General features: G+C 60.4%; 19 protein-coding genes. 13 read left to right on the top strand and 6 right to left on the bottom strand.

Features of this window, described 5'->3' with window-relative positions; genetic code table 11:
• Positions 1–185 precede the first annotated feature (185 nt).
• The 4 genes from gntR (at position 186) to QVF59_RS15410 (ending at position 4,064) form a co-directional block, all read left to right on the top strand.
• Positions 186–1,205 carry an HTH-type transcriptional regulator GntR gene (gntR, locus tag QVF59_RS15425; RefSeq protein ID WP_287881121.1) on the top strand — a complete coding sequence of 340 codons (1,020 nt, stop codon included), beginning with the start codon at positions 186–188 and terminating at the stop codon, positions 1,203–1,205.
• Positions 1,206–1,482: 277 nt separating this feature from the next.
• The gene (locus QVF59_RS15420) at positions 1,483–1,998 is read left to right on the top strand and encodes a gluconokinase (protein ID WP_287881119.1); all 516 of its coding nucleotides are present in this window, start codon (positions 1,483–1,485) and stop codon (positions 1,996–1,998) included.
• 32 nt (positions 1,999–2,030) lie between these two features.
• Positions 2,031–3,356, top strand: coding sequence for an MFS transporter (locus tag QVF59_RS15415; protein ID WP_287881117.1), 1,326 nt, complete (start codon positions 2,031–2,033; stop codon positions 3,354–3,356).
• Between the two features lie 204 nt (positions 3,357–3,560).
• Complete coding sequence (locus QVF59_RS15410) at positions 3,561–4,064, top strand: DUF1269 domain-containing protein (protein WP_159878107.1); 504 nt, start codon at positions 3,561–3,563, stop codon at positions 4,062–4,064.
• Positions 4,065–4,110: 46 nt separating this feature from the next.
• Here the strand turns inward: QVF59_RS15410 and QVF59_RS15405 are convergent, their stop codons facing one another.
• Positions 4,111–4,401 carry a putative quinol monooxygenase gene (locus QVF59_RS15405; RefSeq protein ID WP_159878124.1) on the bottom strand — a complete coding sequence of 97 codons (291 nt, stop codon included), beginning with the start codon at positions 4,399–4,401 and terminating at the stop codon, positions 4,111–4,113.
• A 227-nt stretch (positions 4,402–4,628) separates the two neighbouring features.
• Here QVF59_RS15405 and QVF59_RS15400 point away from each other — a divergent pair, with 227 nt between their 5' ends.
• From QVF59_RS15400 to QVF59_RS15365, 8 genes are all read left to right on the top strand, one after another.
• A complete protein-coding gene (locus QVF59_RS15400) occupies positions 4,629–5,810 on the top strand; it encodes an acetyl-CoA C-acyltransferase family protein (protein WP_159878126.1) in 1,182 nt (393 codons plus the stop codon).
• Between the two features lie 211 nt (positions 5,811–6,021).
• Positions 6,022–7,059, top strand: coding sequence for a substrate-binding domain-containing protein (locus tag QVF59_RS15395; RefSeq protein ID WP_287881098.1), 1,038 nt, complete (start codon positions 6,022–6,024; stop codon positions 7,057–7,059).
• A gap of 246 nt (positions 7,060–7,305) precedes the next feature.
• Positions 7,306–8,235 (top strand): CysB family HTH-type transcriptional regulator, encoded by a 930-nt coding sequence (locus tag QVF59_RS15390; RefSeq protein ID WP_159878130.1) that lies wholly within the window; start codon positions 7,306–7,308, stop codon positions 8,233–8,235.
• A gap of 135 nt (positions 8,236–8,370) precedes the next feature.
• A complete protein-coding gene (locus tag QVF59_RS15385) occupies positions 8,371–8,736 on the top strand; it encodes a hypothetical protein (protein WP_159878132.1) in 366 nt (121 codons plus the stop codon).
• A 115-nt stretch (positions 8,737–8,851) separates the two neighbouring features.
• Complete coding sequence (gene pagP, locus QVF59_RS15380) at positions 8,852–9,406, top strand: lipid IV(A) palmitoyltransferase PagP (RefSeq protein ID WP_159878134.1); 555 nt, start codon at positions 8,852–8,854, stop codon at positions 9,404–9,406.
• A gap of 192 nt (positions 9,407–9,598) precedes the next feature.
• The gene (locus QVF59_RS15375; protein ID WP_159878136.1) at positions 9,599–9,979 is read left to right on the top strand and encodes a hypothetical protein; all 381 of its coding nucleotides are present in this window, start codon (positions 9,599–9,601) and stop codon (positions 9,977–9,979) included.
• A gap of 135 nt (positions 9,980–10,114) precedes the next feature.
• Entirely contained in the window at positions 10,115–11,317 is a 1,203-nt protein-coding gene (locus tag QVF59_RS15370; RefSeq protein ID WP_287881097.1) for an MFS transporter, read from the top strand.
• Between the two features lie 66 nt (positions 11,318–11,383).
• Positions 11,384–12,478 (top strand): FUSC family protein, encoded by a 1,095-nt coding sequence (locus QVF59_RS15365; protein ID WP_287881095.1) that lies wholly within the window; start codon positions 11,384–11,386, stop codon positions 12,476–12,478.
• A 52-nt stretch (positions 12,479–12,530) separates the two neighbouring features.
• Here QVF59_RS15365 and QVF59_RS15360 read toward each other — a convergent pair whose 3' ends face one another.
• Both QVF59_RS15360 and QVF59_RS15355 read right to left on the bottom strand, forming a co-directional pair.
• Positions 12,531–13,364 (bottom strand): DMT family transporter, encoded by an 834-nt coding sequence (locus tag QVF59_RS15360; RefSeq protein WP_287881093.1) that lies wholly within the window; start codon positions 13,362–13,364, stop codon positions 12,531–12,533.
• A 40-nt stretch (positions 13,365–13,404) separates the two neighbouring features.
• Complete coding sequence (locus tag QVF59_RS15355) at positions 13,405–14,304, bottom strand: LysR family transcriptional regulator (protein ID WP_287881091.1); 900 nt, start codon at positions 14,302–14,304, stop codon at positions 13,405–13,407.
• A gap of 123 nt (positions 14,305–14,427) precedes the next feature.
• Between QVF59_RS15355 and QVF59_RS15350 the strand changes: the two genes are divergently transcribed.
• Positions 14,428–15,633 carry an MFS transporter gene (locus tag QVF59_RS15350; protein ID WP_159878144.1) on the top strand — a complete coding sequence of 402 codons (1,206 nt, stop codon included), beginning with the start codon at positions 14,428–14,430 and terminating at the stop codon, positions 15,631–15,633.
• Positions 15,634–15,666: 33 nt separating this feature from the next.
• Here QVF59_RS15350 and QVF59_RS15345 read toward each other — a convergent pair whose 3' ends face one another.
• From QVF59_RS15345 to QVF59_RS15335, 3 genes are all read right to left on the bottom strand, one after another.
• Positions 15,667–16,449 (bottom strand): CDP-diacylglycerol diphosphatase, encoded by a 783-nt coding sequence (locus tag QVF59_RS15345; RefSeq protein ID WP_287881089.1) that lies wholly within the window; start codon positions 16,447–16,449, stop codon positions 15,667–15,669.
• A gap of 62 nt (positions 16,450–16,511) precedes the next feature.
• A complete protein-coding gene (locus QVF59_RS15340) occupies positions 16,512–17,729 on the bottom strand; it encodes an MFS transporter (RefSeq protein ID WP_287881087.1) in 1,218 nt (405 codons plus the stop codon).
• A 359-nt stretch (positions 17,730–18,088) separates the two neighbouring features.
• The gene (locus QVF59_RS15335) at positions 18,089–18,826 is read right to left on the bottom strand and encodes an IclR family transcriptional regulator (RefSeq protein WP_287881086.1); all 738 of its coding nucleotides are present in this window, start codon (positions 18,824–18,826) and stop codon (positions 18,089–18,091) included.
• Between the last annotated feature and the right edge of the window lie 74 nt (positions 18,827–18,900).

Below are 18,900 nucleotides of genomic sequence, written 5' to 3'. Positions count from 1 at the left end.
TGTCTTGCAGCAAGACCAGATGCAGGTCTTGCCACCTCCTGTACTTTAGGGAGGGGCACTATAACCGCAGTATCGGTATTTTCAAACCATGCAGAGCTGCAGCCAGTCCGCAGCAAAAGCGCCAGCTGCGTTACAATCCGGCCACGGCAATGTCGCCAGCATTCTTACAGCAGATCAGGTTCAGCATGTCGAGAAAACCCCGCCTGCGCGCCGGCTCCGGAATTACCATGCACGATGTCGGCCAGGCCGCAGGTGTCAGCGCCATTACGGTATCCCGCGCACTCAATACGCCGGACAGAGTCTCCCCGGCCCTGCGGGACAAAATCATGCAGGTGGTGGAACAACTGGGCTATGTGCCTAACCGCTCGGCCCGCCAGCTGGCATCGGCCCGCTCCCGCACCGTGCTGGTGCTGATTCCGTCGCTGAGCAATACCGTGTTCATTGATGCGCTGGCCGGCATCGAGGCGGTGCTGCAGGCAGCCGGCTACCAGATGCTGATTGGCAACACCCATTACAGCAGCGACGAAGAACTGGCCTTGCTGCGCGCCTATCTGCAGCACAGTCCGGATGGCCTGCTGGTGACCGGGCTGACTCAGCATGAAGCCTTCCGCCAGATTGTGGAGCGTCAGTCCCTGCCGGCGGTGTACATGATGGATTTGAGCGAGGATGGCCGGCCCTGCGTGGGGTTTTCGCAGGAAGCGGCCGGCACCTGCATGACGCAGCACCTGCTGGCGCGCGGCAAGCGCCGCATCGCCTTCATGGGAGCCCAACTGGACGAGCGGGTGATGAAGCGGCTGGCCGGCTACCGGCTGGCCTTGCAGCAGGCCGGCTGCCATGATCCGGCACTGGAATGGCTGAACCCGGCACCATCCAGCATGCAAATGGGTGCCGACATGCTGGATGCCCTGCTGGCCGCCCACCCCGATTGCGATGCCGTGTTCTGCTGCAATGACGACCTGGCCATCGGTGCCATCGCCCGTTGCCAGCAGCGCGGCATTGCCCTGCCGGCGCAACTGGCCATTGGCGGCTTCAACGACCTGCAAGCCGCCGCCTGGACAACCCCGCCACTCAGCAGCATTGCCACCCCGCGTTTCGAAATCGGCCAGGCAGCTGCGCGCATGTTGCTGCAACAGATAGAAGGCCAGCCCCTTAGCCATGGCCGGCTTGATCTGGGCTTTCAGCTTCAGCAGCGCAGTAGTACCTGAGCGCCAGCATCATGCCGCGAATACCACAACCGGCCTTACCGCAGCGGCCTGCCCACCTTCTGAAAAAATACTCAAGCCATTGATCTGTAATCATTAAAATCAGCAACACCTTTCACGACTGCGCCAAGCTGCACCGCTCTGCGCTTTCCTGCCGTATTCCCGCTGTCGTTTGCTGCCTTGCAGCAACAAAACCCTTTGCTCAACCATATCTGTTAGCGCTAACATCCGCACACTTGTCATGAGGCAGTTTTATTTATCCCTTTCCGTTAGCGCTAACATGAATATTCCCAATATTGTCGTCATGGGTGTGGCCGGCTGCGGCAAAAGCAGCCTTGGCCAGGCCTTGGCGGCGGCCCTGTCTTCCGTCTACATCGAAGGTGACAGCTTCCATCCGCCGGAAAACATTGCACGCATGGCTGCCGGCACTCCCCTCACCGATGCCGACCGTGCCGGCTGGTTGACCGTACTGGCCAATCAGCTAGCCCGTGGCAAGGCACAAGGACAGAGCGTGGTACTGGCCTGCTCAGCACTCAAGCAAAGTTACCGCGACACCTTGCGCCGTGGCGACCCACAGCTGCTGTTTGTGCACCTGGCTGGCAGCAAACCGCTGATTGCCGGACGGATGGCGGCGCGCAGCGCGCATTTCATGCCGACATCACTGCTGGACAGTCAGTTTGCTGATCTGGAAGCACCACACCCCGCTAGCGAAAACGTCATCACGCTGGATATCAGCCAGCCCTTGCCCGACTTACTGCAACAGGTGCTGCAACACATTTCACAACGCACGTCCTAAACACAACAACATCCCGACAGAGGAGAATTCAGGTGACTACTCAAAACAAACAGCGCAATCACACGCAACGGCGCTGGCGCATCGGAGGACTGCTGGGCATCGGTGTGCTGGTCAATTATTTCGATCGCATCAGCCTGTCGGTGGCGGCACCGCAGCTACAACAGGAATTTCATCTCTCCAGCAGTGATCTTGGGCTGTTGTTCAGCGCGTTTTTCTGGACCTATGCCCTGCTGCAGATTCCGACCGGGCTGATTCTGGACCGCTTCGGTGTAACCCGAGTGGGGCGCTGGGGAGCATTACTGTGGGGTGTGGCATCCACCCTGACCGCCTGTGCCGGCGGCTTTGGCGGCATTTTTGCAGCGCGCGCCCTGCTTGGGGTAGCCGAGGCACCTGGATTTCCCGTCAGCGCCAAGGCCACCGGCTATTGGTTTCCGCGCCGCGAGCGCGCCATGGCCACCGCCATTTTCGATGCCGCGGCCAAGTTTTCCAATGTCATCGGCGTGCCGCTGGTAGCCCTTACCGTGGTGCACCTGGGCTGGCGCTGGGGTTTTGGCCTCACCGCCCTGCTCAGCCTGGCTTACTTCGTAGCCTTTACCCTGATTTATCGGGACCCCAGCCAGGACAGCAAACTGTCTGACAGCGAATACCGCTACATCGTGGACGGTGGTGCCGCAGTGGAAGGCATGGGCCAGACCGGTTCTCTGGCCATGCTGGGATACCTGCTACAGCAGCGCAAGGTGTGGGGCTTGTCCATTGGCTTTGCCGCCTATGGCTATGTGTTCTATCTGTTTTTGACCTGGCTGCCCGGCTATCTGGTGCAGACCATGCACATGAGCATCCTGAAGTCGGCCAGCTATGCGGCCATTCCCTGGATATTCGCCACCCTGTCGGATCTGCTGGTGGGTGGCTGGCTGATCGACCACCTGATTGCCCGCGGCCATGACGAAACCCGTGTCCGCAAGGGCGTGCTGCTGGGTGGCATGCTGCTGGGGCTGGCAGTATTCGGCACAACAAGCACTACGGACCCGAACATAGCCATCATCTGGATCACCATCGCACTGAGCGGCCTGGCGGCTGCCGCGCCGGTTGGCTGGTCGCTCCCCTCCTTGATTGCCCCGCGCGGTGGCACCGGTACCGTGGGTGGCATCATGAATTTTGCCAATAACATGATGGGAGCCATCGCTCCTATCGTCACCGGTTACATCGTCGGCAGCACCCACTCGTTTACCAATGCCTTTCTGGTAGCCGGGGTGATGCTGATCATCGGTGTGATCGCCTTTGTCTTCCTGCTGGGGCGTATCGAAGCCATTCCCGAGCCCGCCACCAAAACGGTCTGCCAAACAAGACAGCAAGGCTGACAGCCCGGCTATATTGTGTGTTGCCAACGACCCGCCTGCCGGGTCGTTTTGCTGTCAAGGCGTCACCGCCTGCTTCTGCAGCCAGTTTCCTTAAAGCCAGCAGGCTGCAAATATCGTGCCGGCACTGACCTTTCAACCGGGCTGATTCCAGCCACCAGATCAGTCAATCACTCCCGCAACACACAGCCTGAACAAGGAGTCATCATGGAACAACATCAAACTACCGTTTTCATCTACAACACCCACGCCGAAGCCGAACAGGCCATCCGCATCCTGGATCGCGCCGGTTTCGACATCAAGCAGCTGTCCATTATTGGCAAGGGTTATCACAGCGAAGAACACCCGGTAGGTTTCTACACCACGGGTGAAAAAATCAAAACCTGGGGTGGAGTTGGTGCATTCTGGGGCGGCTTGTGGGGCCTGCTGTTTGCTCCGGCAGTCTTTCTGCTGCCAGGTGTCGGTCTGGTGGCCATGGCCGGGCCCATTGTCACCACACTGGTCAGTGCCGTGGAGGGGGCCGTTGTCGTGGGTGGAATTTCCGCACTAGCCGCGGCGTTGAGCAAGCTTGGTGTCAGGAAGGAAGACGCAGTGGAATATGAATCTGCACTCAAGGCAGACAAATATGTTCTGCTAGTGCATGGTTCAGCCGCCGAGCATGACAAAGCCCAGACCATTCTGAGCAATGCCGACGCCTGGAAAACAAGCTGATCGCCAAGGCCGTTGCCGGGCAACACCCTCGGCAGCGGCCTGATGTTCAATCCAGCGCCTGCAGCAGTTTTACCTGTACGGGCGCTGCCAGCTTGTCTGCCACCCAGTTGCGATAGGCCTGGTAGTGCTGCGAAGCACGATGCGCCTCAACGGCAGCCATGTCCTGATAGCGTTCAAACACATGCAGCATCACTGCATTCTCCTCTTCCTGCAGCACCTGATACAGCTGGCAGCCGGGCTCGGCCAGGCTATCGCGCTGCATGCCGCGCATGGCATCACGTACGGCAGCCACGGTTTCGGGTTTGCATTGCAGCGTGGCAAAGATGAAGACGCTCATGATCACTCCTTCTGGCGATAGTCGATGGAACTGAAAGCAGCATTTTACTTGACTGCACGCTGGCAGTACTGCGTTGTTGATGGAAATTGCACCCGAAACCGATCACAAAACATGGCTGTGACTGCAGCGCAAAACCTAGCAACCGCTTGCTGGCATGTCGCCGCAGAGGCTGGTATTGTGACCATTTGATGCACCGCATCAGCAGAACAATACGGGAGAAACTGACGATGAAACAACGCGATATCGTGGTCCTGAGCGCAGTGCGCTCGGCTATTGGCGCATTTGGCGGCGCACTGAGCCACCTGGAGCCCGCCGACCTTGGTGGCTTGGTGATGAAGGAAGCCGTTGCCCGCTCGGGTGTGGATGCCAGCCTGATCCACCATGTCACGGTAGGTAACTGCATCCCTACCGAAAGCCGCTACGCCTACGTCGCCCGGCTGGCCTCCATTGCCGCTGGCCTGCCGATGGAATCGGTTGCCATGGCAGTCAACCGCCTGTGCGGCTCCGGCCTGCAGGCTGTTGTCTCCAGCGCCCAGGCCATCATGCTGGGTGACTGTGACTATGCCATCGGCGGCGGGGTAGAAGTCATGTCCCGTGGCGGTTACCTGCTACCACAGCTACGCAGCGGTGCACGCATGGGCGACGTGAAGGCGCTGGACATGATGACCGCGGCGCTCACTGATCCCTTCGGTGTCGGCCACATGGGCATTACCGCAGAAAACCTGGTGGAAAAATGGCAGCTGACACGTGAAGAACAAGATCAGTTCGCCCTTGTCTCGCAACAGCGTGCCGCGGCGGCAATTGCCGATGGTCGCTTTGCCTCGCAAATCGTCCCCATCGTCAGCCAGACCCGCAAGGGCGAGGTGGTATTCGATACCGACGAACACCCTCGCGCTACCACACCGGACTCACTGGCCAAGATGAAACCGGCCTTCAAAAAGGATGGCTCGGTTACCGCCGGCAACGCCTCCGGCATCAATGACGGTGCCGCCTTCCTGGTACTGGCCAGTGCCGATGCTGCAGCAGCAGCCGGTCACCATCCGATGGCGCGCATTGTGTCTTATGCGGTATGCGGCGTTCCCAATCACATCATGGGCGAAGGCCCGATTCCGGCCACCCGCGCCGCGCTGCAACGCGCCGGCCTGAGTCTGGAGCAGATGGACGTAATCGAATCCAACGAAGCCTTTGCTGCGCAATCGCTGGCAGTGTGCAAGGGGCTGGGGCTGGATCCGGCACGCTGCAACACCAACGGTGGGGCCATCGCACTTGGCCACCCGGTGGGTGCCAGCGGCGGTGTGATTGCCACCAAGGCGCTATACGAGTTGCAGCGCATCAATGGACGTTATGCACTGGCTACCATGTGTATTGGCGGTGGCCAGGGTATTGCCGTCATTTTCGAACGGCTCTGATTCTCCCGACCAGATATCAGCCTGCACCGCCCGCCAGCCGGGCGGTTTTTCATTGTGCCGTCTGCGCTAGCGCAAGCTAGGCTGCAATCTCTGCCGTAATCTGCTTTCTTTCCATATAAAATCAGATAATTATCCCGGCATAATCAAACCATAGCCGGTATAGGCCACGCGCCCGTCAAGCTCATGACAGACCTCATACCGGAAGGTAGCCATGGCAATACGCAAAGCACTGCTGCTGTTGCTGCTCCTGTTTGTCACTCAGGGACAGGCTGCGCCTGCAACACAAAACTGGGATGGACCAAGAGATGGCCCAGCGCGTCAGCCCGGCCATTATCTGGTGACCTTCATCGCCCAGGATCTGCGCAATGGTGGTATCGGTGGTAGTTATCGCGCCTTTGCCAGTGCAGCCCGTGTACTGGGCTGGCAGATTCAGATGCTGGATGCACAGGGCAGCGATGTACTGCTGCACAAGGCATTTGCCAGCGCGATTGCCAGCCGCAGCAACGGCATCATCCTGGGCGGTTTTGAAGCAAGCGAGCTGGCAGAGGAAGTAGCTGCAGCCCAACGTGAGCACATCGTGCTGCTGGGCTGGCATGCAGCGTCCCGGCCTGGCGTGGTGCCGGGTCTGTTTTTCAATGTCAGTACCGACCCGCAAGAAGTAGCCCGCCGCGCCGCCAACCATGTCATCCAGCAAAGCGCTGGTAAGGCTGGCGTTGTCATTTTCAATGACGAGCGCTTCGACATTGCCAATAGCAAGACCCGCTACATGCAGGAACTGATTGAACACTGCAGCGGCTGCAAGCTGCTTGCCGTCCAGAACATTCCAATCAACCGGGCCGACCAGCGCATGGAAGCCACAGTGCGTCAGCTAAACCAGCGCTATGGTCGGCAATGGACCCATACCCTGGCCATCAACGACGTTTATTTCGACGAAATGAACTACCCCTTGCTGCATGCCGGGCGCACCGACATCCGCAATGTCTCAGCGGGTGACGGCTCCAGTAAGGCAATCAACCGCATCCGTGCCGGCTTGTCCCAGCAAATGGCCACCGTGGCCGAACCCCTGGGCGTACAAGGCTGGCAGCTGGCCGATGAAATGAATCGTGCCTTTGCCAATGCCAGGCCCAGCGGCTATGTGAGCAAACCCATCCTGATCACCCGCGAGCTGCTACAGCAGCTGGGACAACAGGAAATAGACGCTGCCCTGCCTTATCAGCAAGCCTACCGAGCCATCTGGCAGCTGCACTGACACGGTCGCAGCAAGCACGATTTCATTCCAGGCCGCCATGATTGCCCGAATCGATCCCCGCTCGCCCTCATGACCGCTGATATCAAGAATGCATATACAAACAAGTAAATATTATTTTTGTTATATAAAAAACAGAAATATCCTGATTTAAGTTATATAAAATCAGGATTGCATCATGGCAGCCCAAACATACCGTGTGACCCCTCCGCCATCCCTGCATGAGCAGACCACCGCGAGGGGAATCGCATGAACTTTCAGCAACTGCGTATCATTCGTGAAACCGTCCGGCAAAACTTCAACCTGACCGAAGTCGCCAATGCGCTGTACACCTCGCAATCCGGGGTCAGCAAACACATCAAGGATCTGGAAGATGAACTGGGGGTCGAGCTGTTCGTGCGCAAGGGCAAGCGCTTTCTCGGCCTGACCGACCCAGGCAAGGAATTGCTGATCATTGTGGAGCGCATGCTGCTGGATGCCGGCAACATCAAGCGTCTGGCCGAGCAATTCAGCCAGCGTGATGAAGGCCAGCTCACCATTGCCACCACCCACACCCAGGCCCGCTACGCACTGCCGCAGGTGGTTACCGCGTTCAAGAAAGCCTATCCCAAGGTGCACCTGGTACTGCATCAGGCCAGCCCGGAAGAGCTGGTACGCCTGCTGCAGTCTGGCGATGCGGATATCGGCATTGCCACCGAAGCCGTGGCCGAAGTCGCAGAACTGGTGTCATTTCCCTACTACGGCTGGTATCACAGCGTGATAGCCCCGCCACATCACCCGCTACACCAGCAGCAGCTGTCACTGGAAACCCTGGCCGAATACCCCATTGTCACCTATCACCAAGGTTTTACCGGGCGGGCCCAGATCGACCGCGCCTTTGCCCGTGCCGGGCTGGTACCGGATATCGTGATGTCGGCACTGGATGCCGATGTGATCAAGACTTACGTCGAACTGGAACTGGCGGTGGGCATTGTGGCTTCCATGGCGGTGGACCCGCAACGCGACCAGGCGGTGGCGGTGGTTGCAGGAGAGCCACTGTTCGGCCAGCAAACCACCCGCATCGCCATCCGTCGTGGCCACTATCTGCGCAGCTATGCCTACCGGTTTATCGAACTATGCTCGGCGGCCCTGGATGAAAGCACGGTACGCAGTGCGCTCAGCCCGGCCCTGCAGGACTGATTCGGCCCGTTGGCAGGCCGCACCAGGGCATTACAGGAATTGATGTTTCTTGCCGTAAGTTGACGTGTCAGACGGGTATTCTGCAGGCTGAATTGCAGAATGCCCGGTCATCGCACCGGCAAGGACTGATGTTTCATGCTCAAGCTGATTGCCCGCCTTATTTCCCGCCGCAAAGTACTCCCGGCACTGGATCCAGCCAGCGCTGGCAAACTGTGCCAGCAGTTTCTTCCCGACGTGCAGTCTCTGTGCCAGCAAAGACTCAACACCATACATGGCACCGTGCCGGTCAAACTGTCGCTGCGCAGCGAAGACAGCATGAATCTGTACGAGCGGGCCTGCCTTTATCTGGAATTTGGCGAATGGTACAAGGCAGTCGCCCTGCTGGAAGCCGCGGCCCAGCGCCTGCATGCCCACTCCCCCAGCGCGGCCTTGGGCCTGATGCAGCTGAGCCGCAACATGCGCAGCGCCGAGCGCAAGTTGCGGGAACTTCCAGGCCATTGATATGGTCTGCCGTGCAGGCTTGACCTGCTGGCCAGGACGGGTAACATCCGCAGCCACCACTTTTTTTCAAACCGTGCTGCGGTCCTGGCTTGCAGCACACCGCTAGTTGATTTTAATGTTTTCACACACTCGCCTGACCACTGCACTTGCCCTTGGCACCGTGCTGTCCTGTAGTTTTTCCATCCCCGCGCATGCCGACTCGCTATGGGAAAGCGCCCGTAACGAGGTACAGCATGTTTGGGATGACGGCACGCTGGATGCCTACCTGCCGCTGAACACCTACCACATGCGCTGGGCCTACACCAAAGAGAAGATTGCCGAATTTAACGAAAATCCATGGGGCTTCGGTCTGGGCCGCAGCCTGCGCGATGACAACGACAACTGGCATGCACTGTATGCCATGGCATTTCTGGACTCCCACAAGGAAGTGGAGCCCATCGTCGGTTATGCCTATACCCATCCCTTTGCCCGTGCCGGTGAATGGCGTGCAGAAATCGGCTACACCGCCTTCATCACTTCGCGTACCGATACCCTGCACTCCTTCCCCTTCCCGGGTGTACTGCCACTGGTGGGCATAAGCTATGGCAAGTTCACCATCAACAGCACCTACATTCCCGGCGGCAAGGGCAATGGCAATGTGTTGTTCACTTTTGCCCACTATAATTTCTGAGTGGCCGCCGGGCTGGGCACCCTGTGCAGCTGCACCTGCCGGCCCCATGCCCCGCTTCATGTAAAGCATGTTAAACGGGGCTAAATGACTTCACTTCACTCAAAGCCATGTAAAGCCTGACGCAGCCTGCTTGTGACGCAATACGCCGCTGATTAAGGTAGGCGCATTGTTCATCATCAATGCAGAATGATCATGCGACACACACTCTTTGCCGGCGCCGCGCTGGCCCTGCTGCTAAGCAATCACATTTACGCCGCAGACACCTCTGCCCCTAGCGATACCCCGCCAGCACACCGCTGCCATGCCGAGCGCCACGACACCTCGGCACCGGCTGGCGAACATTGCGCCAAGCACGGTCCGCACGGCGCAGACGAGCACGACCGCTTCATGCCACCGCCACACGAGCCGCCCTTGGCTGCAGTCAAGGCCTGCATTGGCAAGAAGGTGGGCCACAAAACCACCATTTTCTTCAACGGCGACAGCATTCCGGCGGTATGCCAGCACTATGACGGCATGGTTCTGGCCCAGCCCTTGCAGCCACGGCATCCGGATTCAGAAGCAATCCCTCACTGAGCCACCAAAACACTCTGCAGACGTAACAAGGCCGGGCTATGCCCGGCCTTGTTACGTCCATGCCGCCCCATGCGGCGTGCCAAAGCAACATGCCCTTGTGCTAGGCTGTCACTCCCACCCGGACCGGAGCCTTTCATGCTGCCACGCAGCACATGGCGTGATTTCACCGCCGTCATATTCAGCGTCGCCCTGCTGGGACTGGGGTTGGGCAGCACTATGCCGCTTACCGCTCTTACCCTGACCACCCGCGGCTTCAGCCCGGAAGTGATTGGCTGGACGGTTGCTGCCGGTGCAGTGGGCGGCGTACTGGCCACCATGGCGGCCCCGGCGCTGGCGCTGCGACTGGGGCGACGCAACGTGATGCTGGGCTGCCTGCTGCTGGCCTGCGCTTCGGTGTTGCCATTGCAATACCTGTACAGTATTCCGGGCTGGATGCTGGCACGCTTCCTGTTTGGTGCTGCCATGGCACCGCTGTTTGTACTGGGGGAAAGCTGGATCAATACCCTGGCCGGCGACCATGCCCGTGGCCGCATTGTGGCCGTCTACTCCACCTGTTTTACCGCCTGCCAGGTACTGGGGCCATTGCTCACCGACCTGCTGGCACGCTGGCCCGATCAGGCTTTTCTGTGGTGCGGCGGGCTGTTTCTGCTGGGGCTGCCAGGCATTATGCTGGCCCGGCCGGAACAGTCCGGCAACGCAGCCCACCCGCACGACCCTGCCCATACCGGCACACCAGACAAGGCTAACAGCACCAGCTGGCTGGGAATCATCCGTACCGCACCTGCCATTCTGCTGGGGACTGCCTTCTTTGCCTCATTCGATACCATCATGCTCAGCTTCCTGCCACTGGTTGCCATGGAGGCGGGCATGAGCCAGAGTCGCGCGCTGGCGTCGGCATCCATCCTGCTGGCCGGTGATGCCGCCTTGCAGTTTGGCATCGGCTGGCTGGCCGACCACTTTGGCCGTCGCCGCGTGCACATGCTGTGCGGCATGCTGGTCTGCCTATTGCTCCCGCTGATGCCATTGATGATGCATGTTCCAGGACTGTGGGAAGGCTATCTTTTCCTGCTGGGGGGCTGTGCCGGTGCCATCTACACCCTGTCGATGGTAGCCAGTGGCGAGCAGTTCAGCGGTGCGGCTCTGCTACGCATTTCCGGCCTGATTTCGCTGAGCTGGAATGCATCCAGCAGCCTGGGGCCGGCTGCCACCGGGCTGGTAATGCAATATGCCGGTTCGAGCTGGATGGTTGTCATCCTGTGGGGTATCGGGCTGCTGTTTCTGCTGTCCTGCCAGTGGCCAAGGCGTGATCGCGCGGCAAGAGGCATGCTCATACGCTGAGCCCTTGCCAAATCGCCGGCTTTTTACCAGTCTTGCTTCCCGACGCGTAACAGACTGGAGTCGCTGATGCAGGATCTTCGCTGGCAGGTGTACCTGGCTACCCTGCGCCATGCCGCCAGACGTTATCTGCTCACGTTCCAGCCCAGCAGGCGCCCCTGGCTGCTGTCCCTGACCGGAGCCCTGACCATCGGCCTGCCCTTGCTGCTTGCGGCCGGCACGGCACAGGTCGGTGCCGGCATGGTCGCTACCTTGGGAACGCTCACCTTGCTCTACCTTCCAGCAACAAACCTGCCCCAACGCATACTTACCCTCATGTGCTGTGGCTTTGGTCTTGTCGCTACCGTTACGCTGGGCCTGCTGAGCCAGCAGCTGCCTGCAAGCATGCCCCTGCTCCTGATGATGATGACGGTACTCGCCAGCATGCTGTGCCGCTACTATCGCCTGCCTCCACCGGGCAGTTATTTCTTCATCCTGGTGGCCGCCATTGCAATGTACATGCCCACCCCCTTAGCAGACATTCCCCGGTATGCCGGTCTGGTTGCCATGGGCAGCCTGTTGGCCTGCATACTGGGTGCGCTTTATAGCCTGCACGCATGGAACCGTCACCCGCCGCTGCCCGCCCCGGATCTACCGGCCCCGGAGTTTGATTTTATCGTGGTGGATTCGCTGATCATCGGCCTGGCCGTGGGACTATCGCTATTTCTGGCTGACTGCTTGCAGATGGAGCGCCCCTACTGGACGGCCACCACCTGCCTGGCCATCCTGCAGGCAACAACGCTGCAAGCAGTCTGGCATCGGCAATGGCAGCGGCTGCTAGGAACTTGCATGGGGCTGCTGCTGACCTGGCTGCTGTTCAGCCTGCCTTTGACGCCCTGGCTGCTGGCTGTATTGGTTGTCCTGCTCAGCTTCACGATCGAATCTCTGGTGGTGCACCACTACGGCCTGGCAATGATTTTCATCACACCACTGGCACTGCTGTTGGGCGAGGCCACCAGCCTGAGCCATCTTGCAGTTTTCCCGCTGATAACCGCCCGCCTCCATGACACGCTACTTGGCGGCATTACCGGGCTACTAGGCGGCTATTGCCTGCAACAGCCGGTGCTGCGGCAGGTTGTCAACGGGCTGCTCCGGCCACGCCTGATACCGCCGGAGGTAAAATAAGTACTTACGGTTCAAGCGGCATGCCGGTAATCAGCCGCATTCCTGGCTGCTGTCAGGCCAACCGCAACAGCATGACTCCAGCCATCATCACCAAGGCCGCCAGCACGCGTCGCCGTCCGGGGTGCTCGCCCAGTAACAGACGCGCCAGCAACATGGCAAACAGGATGGAAGTCTCGCGCAGCGCAGCCACCACCGCCACCGGGGCATGCAACATTGCCCACAAGGCGATACCGTAGGACGCAATGGTTCCCACGCCACCCAACAGGCCACGCCACCAATCGCGTCGCAGCGCCGCACGCAATGCCGCCGGCTGGCGCAGCCAGGCCCAGATGGGTAGTGGTAATCCGCACAGCAGGAAAATCCATAAGGTGTAACTGGCCGGCGCGGCAGACAAACGCACGCCCAGGCCATCCACCAGGGTATATGCAGCAATAACCACGGCATTGAGCAAGGCCGGCAGCACGCCGTGACGCGGCCCACGCTGCATCGAGCAAGCCATGCTCAGAATACCGGTGCACAACACCGCAATTCCAGCAACAGCCATCCATCCCAACGACTCACCAAATACTGCCGCATTGCACAACGCCACCAGCAAGGGAGCCGTTCCCCGCATCAGCGGGTAGACCAAGCCCATGTCGGCCACGCGGTAGCTGCGGGCAATCAGCCACAGATACAGCACCTGCAAGACTACCGAAGTCGCAATATACGGCCAGCTGGCCACAGCAGGAGCTGGCAGCCACGGTAAGGCGCACATGGCCAGCAGGCTGGCAAAACCAGCTACCAGTACGGTGCCAAACCAGGCCGAGGACGCCGCCTTGATCATGGCATTCCAGCTGGCATGCAGGGCGGCACCCAGCAAGAGCAGGGCAAACAGACTGGCACTCATCGGCAGCAATCCTGCAGCTCGGGAAAACAGAAGCCATACCCTAGCATGCCTGCCCCTCATCGTGTACCGGCTGCAAAAAGTGCTCCACTAGCGCCAAAAAGGCCGCTGCCGCTGGCGTTGGACTATCGTGACAGGCCAGATAGACACGACGGCGTGGTCCGTTCACCACCGGCAGCGTAGTCAATCCGGCATGCTGTCCGGCACCCAATGCCGGCACCATGCCCACCGCGCAGCCACTGCCAACCAGGCTGACCAGCATGTCGGCGTGATTCACTTCGAACGCCACCCGGCGGCGAATGCCCTGGGCGGCAAAGGCTATGTCGGTCTGCTGGCGCGGGCCGGTGCCTGCCGGCCAGTCCACCAGCGTGCACTGTGCCAGCTGCTGCAAGGTCAATTCCTGACAACTGGCCAACGGGTGCCCCGGATGCAGCAAGGCTAGCAGCGGCTCCTCCCACAGCAGGCGCGCATCCAGCCCCAATACCGGCTCGCCCGGCCATACACCAAGAAAAGCCACGTCTATCTGCTGCAGACGCAACTCTTCCATCATCACATCACTCATGCGCATGGCCAGCTGTACATCCACCTGCGGATAACGCCGATGGTATTCAGCCAGCAAGCCGGGTAAATCCAGCCGGCTGAGGGTGGAAATGCAACCAATGCGCAGACTGCCGCGGATTTCACCGGTAGCGGCGGCCATCTCGTCCTCCAGCCGCTGCGCAGCTTCGCGCACCTGGCGGGCGTGGTTGACAAAGGTATGCCCAGCCGGGGTCAGCGTGACCTGGCGCGAGGTGCGCTCGAACAGGCGGGTGCCAAACTCCTGCTCCAGCCGTGCGATCTGGTGGCTGAGGGCGGATTGCACGGTATGACAGCGCTCGGCGGCACGGGTGAAGTTTTCTTCTTCGGCCACCGCCAGCACGTAATCGATCTGGCGCAGATTCATCCAATCATCTCGTTTTACGATCAAAAACATGAAAACAATACATTGGAGTCATTCTTTAGACCAGTAGATACTTTGCGGTAATTCAATAAAGCACTGGCAAATTCCCCCACCGAAAGCCCGCACATGAATAACACCCACACCCTGCCCCTCCGGGCAAACACGTCTCCAGGTCTCAGCCCGCTACTGATGTGGCTGATGACCGTGGCCACCGGCCTGGCCGTGGCCGGCAATTATTACGCTCAGCCGCTGCTACCGGAAATCACTCACGGACTGGGCATCTCCGCCGCCAATGCAGGCGGCATCGTCACCACCGCCCAGCTGGGCTATGCATTCGGGCTGCTGCTGATTGTCCCGCTGGGCGACATGCTGGAAAAACGACGGCTAATCATCCTGATGATGCTGCTGGCCACTACCGGGCTGGTCATCAGCGCCACCGCGGGCAGCTTCAGCCAGTTGCTGCTGGGAACGGCGTTGGCTGGGCTGTGTTCGGTGGTGGCGCAAATCCTGCTGCCGCTGGGTGCCAGCCTGGCAGCAGAGGCTGAACGCGGGCGCGTGGTCGGTACCATCATGAGCGGCCTGCTCACCGGCATTCTGCTGGCCCGTACCGTGGCTGGCCTGCTGGCCGACCTGGGTGGCTGGCACACCGTCTACTGGTGCGGTGCGGCAGCCATGCTGCTGATGACGCTGGTGTTGGCACGCCAGTTGCCGCCCAGCCATGCCGGCACCGGGCTGCCCTATGCCAGGCTGCTGCAATCGGTGCTGCGGCTGCTGGTGGAAGAGCCCAGCTTGCGCTTGCGCGGACTGCTGGGTGCGATGGCCTTTGCCACCTTCAGTGTGATGTGGACCTCGCTGGGCTTTTTGCTGGCCGCACCGCCCTTCGGCTTTTCCAACAGCACCATCGGCCTGTTCGGCCTGGCCGGGGCTGCCGGGGCTCTGGCGGCCAATGTGGTGGGCCGGCTCAGCGACAAGGGGCATGGCGCGCTGGCCACCCGGTTCTGTCTGGCGCTAATGCTGCTGGCCTGGCTGCCATTGGCGCTGGCTCCACACTCGGTGACTGCTCTGCTATTGGGCATTCTGTTGCTGGATCTGGGCGTGGCCGGCAGTCATGTCAGCAATCAGGGGGCGATCTACCGTATCCGCCCGGAAGCGCGTAACCGGCTGACCTCGGCCTATATGACCAGCTATTTCATCGGTGGCGCTGCCGGATCACTGGCCTCGGCCTGGGCATACAGTCATTGGGGCTGGAATGGCGTCGTGATGGTGGGGGCAGCCTGCAGTCTGACCGGCGTCATCGCCTGGGAGCTGGCCAGACCGCGTCAGCCCAATTGAGCCAGTCCAGATAAGCAGGCAGACAGCGACCGCCTATTGGGTAACTGCCAGCGGAGGCAGCACCTGACAGTCGTGGTCCTGCACATCGCCTTCGGCAGAGGCAAAGTTGCCGGCCAGCAAATCTGCCTTGCTGGCCAACAGCCAGAACCCCGGCCCGTCGGCAAGACGGGTGGCAATCACCGCCAGGGTGTAGCTACCCATCTGCCCGCTGGCCCCGGCCACCTCATCGGCCAGCAAGCGAAAAGGCTGCACGTCATCCAGCGTTTCGCCCGGCACCGCGCGCGCCAGATAGGCGTGGCCGTTGATGTCACCCGGCAGCGGCTGCCAGTGCGCACCAATGCCTGCCTGCTGCAAGCGCGCGGGCAGCTCTGGCCGGACACAGGAAACATGAATGTGCAGCTGGTTCTGGCTGCGGCCCCATTGCGAGTTCACCGTCAGCGCCACTGCCTCCCGTGGCAGCGCACTGCCATGCAGCCTGTCCATCCACTGCCGTGCCCGCCAGGCGGCAGCCCAGTAGTCTGGCGCATCCGCCTGCAATAGCAGCGGGCTTTCAATGCCACTGACCCGCGCAGTGGGAATCAGCAGATATTGCAGTACGCCGTGGATATCCTTGAGGATGGCATGCCCTTGCGGCTCTCCCTGTGACATGTCCAGCGCGGCACACGGGGCCGGGTCCTGCGCCTGCTGCCAATGCGGCACACATTGCTGATGCACGATTTGCCACAAGGCATCGGCATTGGCGGCATGCACCGCCCACGACACCAGCAAGCCAAGCAGCGCCAGCACGACACTGGCGCGGAAGATTTTCACCGTCATGGAGTGATGCTTTCGCCAGAGGAAAAACCGCATGATCAATCAAGCAGGTGACAAACCGTCGCTCAGCGCGGCGGCAGCAGGCTGGGCAGCGGCCAGCGCTTTACCGTCCACTGCGCGTACAGCCCCAGTACCGCCGACAAGGCCAGCGACACCACAAAGTAGCCGGACGGTCCCAGCTGTGCCATCACCGCCGAACACAGCAGCGGCCCCAGCGTGCCACCCAGCGCATACACCATCAGCAGGGATGCACTGATTTCCACCCGGTGGCGCGGCGGCATGGCATCGTTGGCAATGCCGCTGAGCGTACCGTAAAAGGTAAAGGCAATCGCCACATACACCATCACCAGCGGCAGCATCCAACTGGTGCCGGTCAGCAGAATCAGTAAGGATGACAGACCGGCCACCACCAGCGCCGAGTAGGCCAGCAACTGGCCGCGATCACTGCTGTCAGCCCACTTGCCCATCGGCCATTGCAGCAAGGGCGCAGCCAGCAAGGCCATGCCCATGAAACCGGCAATATCCGCCGCCGACTTGCCCAACTGGCTGAGCATTGCAGGCAACATGGTGTAAAAGGCACTGTTGAAACAGCCGGCCAGCACCGCCCCCACTAGGCTGAGCGGTGCGCGCCGCCCCAGCAGGCGCAGCGTGCGCATGGCACGGCCCAGCACACTGCCGGCACTGGGCGCGGACAACTGCTGCGGCTTCTGTTGGGTCAGGGTGACCGGAATGATGGCCAGGGCAAACAGCATGGCCACGATGATGAAGGCCCAGCCCGGCTGGCTGAATGGCAGCTTGAGCAGCCACTGGCCGGCGCTGGCCCCCAGATAGCTGATGATCAGGTACAGGGAAAACAGCTGGCCGCGCTGATTATTGCTGACACAGCCGTTCAGCCAGCTTTCCACCACCATATAGATGCCCACCATGGCCAGGCCATTGCCCAGCCGCGCCAGCAGCCACAGCCAGGGAGAGGTAAACAGCGCCTGGCACAGGGTCAGCACGCAGATCATGGCGGTAAAGGCGGCAAAAGCACGGTGGTGGCCGTACTGGCGGATCATGCCGCTACAGACAAAGCCACCGGCAAAGAAACCGGCATAGTAGGCCGACTGCACCATGCCGGCCACCGCCACCGGCACGCCATTGGCCAGCAGACTGAGCGAGGTTTCGGTACTGCCCAGCGCATTGCCCACCACCAGCAAGGCATAGGCCAGCAACAGGCTGGCCACCGCCCGCAACATGCTGCGCCAGCTACGCTCCACCACCATCACGCCTTCCATTGCCATGCCACCCCTTGCCACACCATTTCAAAACGATGTCATTATCCATGACAAACCCAGCCCTGACTGGCCATAAATCGCCAGCTATCGACAGCGAACGACAGCTACGCTGCTGCGTTCACCATTCCGCCCTCATGCCGCAGCAAACAGAAAACCGCCCACTGCTTAAGTGGGCGGTCTGCAATGTTGCTAGCTACCGCAAGCAATCAAGCGGCTAGCGGCTGAACTGCACGTTTTTCGACAATTCGACAAAACGCTGCACGTCATCACCTGCAGCTCGGGTGAGCATAGCATCCGGCATGGCAAGCTGCATCAGTTGGGGACCCTATCGCCGCGCGGCATGCAAGATCAAGCCAGACAATCGCTTAGCCTATGCGCGCTGCCAACTGTCGCGCAGCCTGAATCAAGGCGCTGGAGTAACTGCGACTTGCCTGTTCGCTGAGTTCATCGCTGGCGACACAGATGCTGATGGCAGCAATCGGCTCATGGCTCAGATTGACCACTGGTGCAGCCAGACAACTGACCCCACTCTCGATTTCCCCATGCGTCACGGCATAACCCAGGCGCTGGGCACGTTCCAACTGCTTGCGCAGCTCCGGCGGCGCAAGCAGGAACTCGCCATCCAGATATGCTTGCAGATAATCCTTGCTGCGCAGACTGAGCATGGCCTTGCCAGCGGCGGCACGGTGTAATGGCAAGGTCTGGCCGATGTAGGAATGAAAACGGTGGCTTAGTGCAGACTCCAGCTTGGCCACCACCACTGCGGTATTACCCACCGGAATGCTCAACAGCACGGTTTTGTGTACTTCGTTCTTGAGGATTTCGGCAATCGGGTGGAAATACGGAATGATGCTTTGCCGGCCATAAATGGTGGAAGCCATCTGGAAAATCTTCGCGCCGATGGCATAGGACTTCTTGCGTCCCGGATCCATCACCACCAGTTGGGCCTGTAACAGGCTGCCCAGAATACGGTAACAGCTGGCGGCAGGAATACCGGTCTGCACACTGATCTCAGCCTGGGTCAGCGGATAGGCGGCATTCACCAGCAGCTGCAAAATGGCAATGGAGCCATCAACAGCGGGGGCGGTTGGTCGTGCAGGCAAGATGGGTTCCTGTGACAAAGCCCTGCGCTGTCAGCTGATACAGCCAGCGCAGGGCCTGGTTGATAACAAGAGTT

The sequence above is a fragment of the Aquitalea sp. genome (genome assembly GCF_030150775.1).
GTDB classification, from domain to species: Bacteria; Pseudomonadota; Gammaproteobacteria; order Burkholderiales; family Chromobacteriaceae; genus Aquitalea; species Aquitalea denitrificans.
This window is presented reverse-complemented; position numbering and strand designations above follow the sequence as displayed.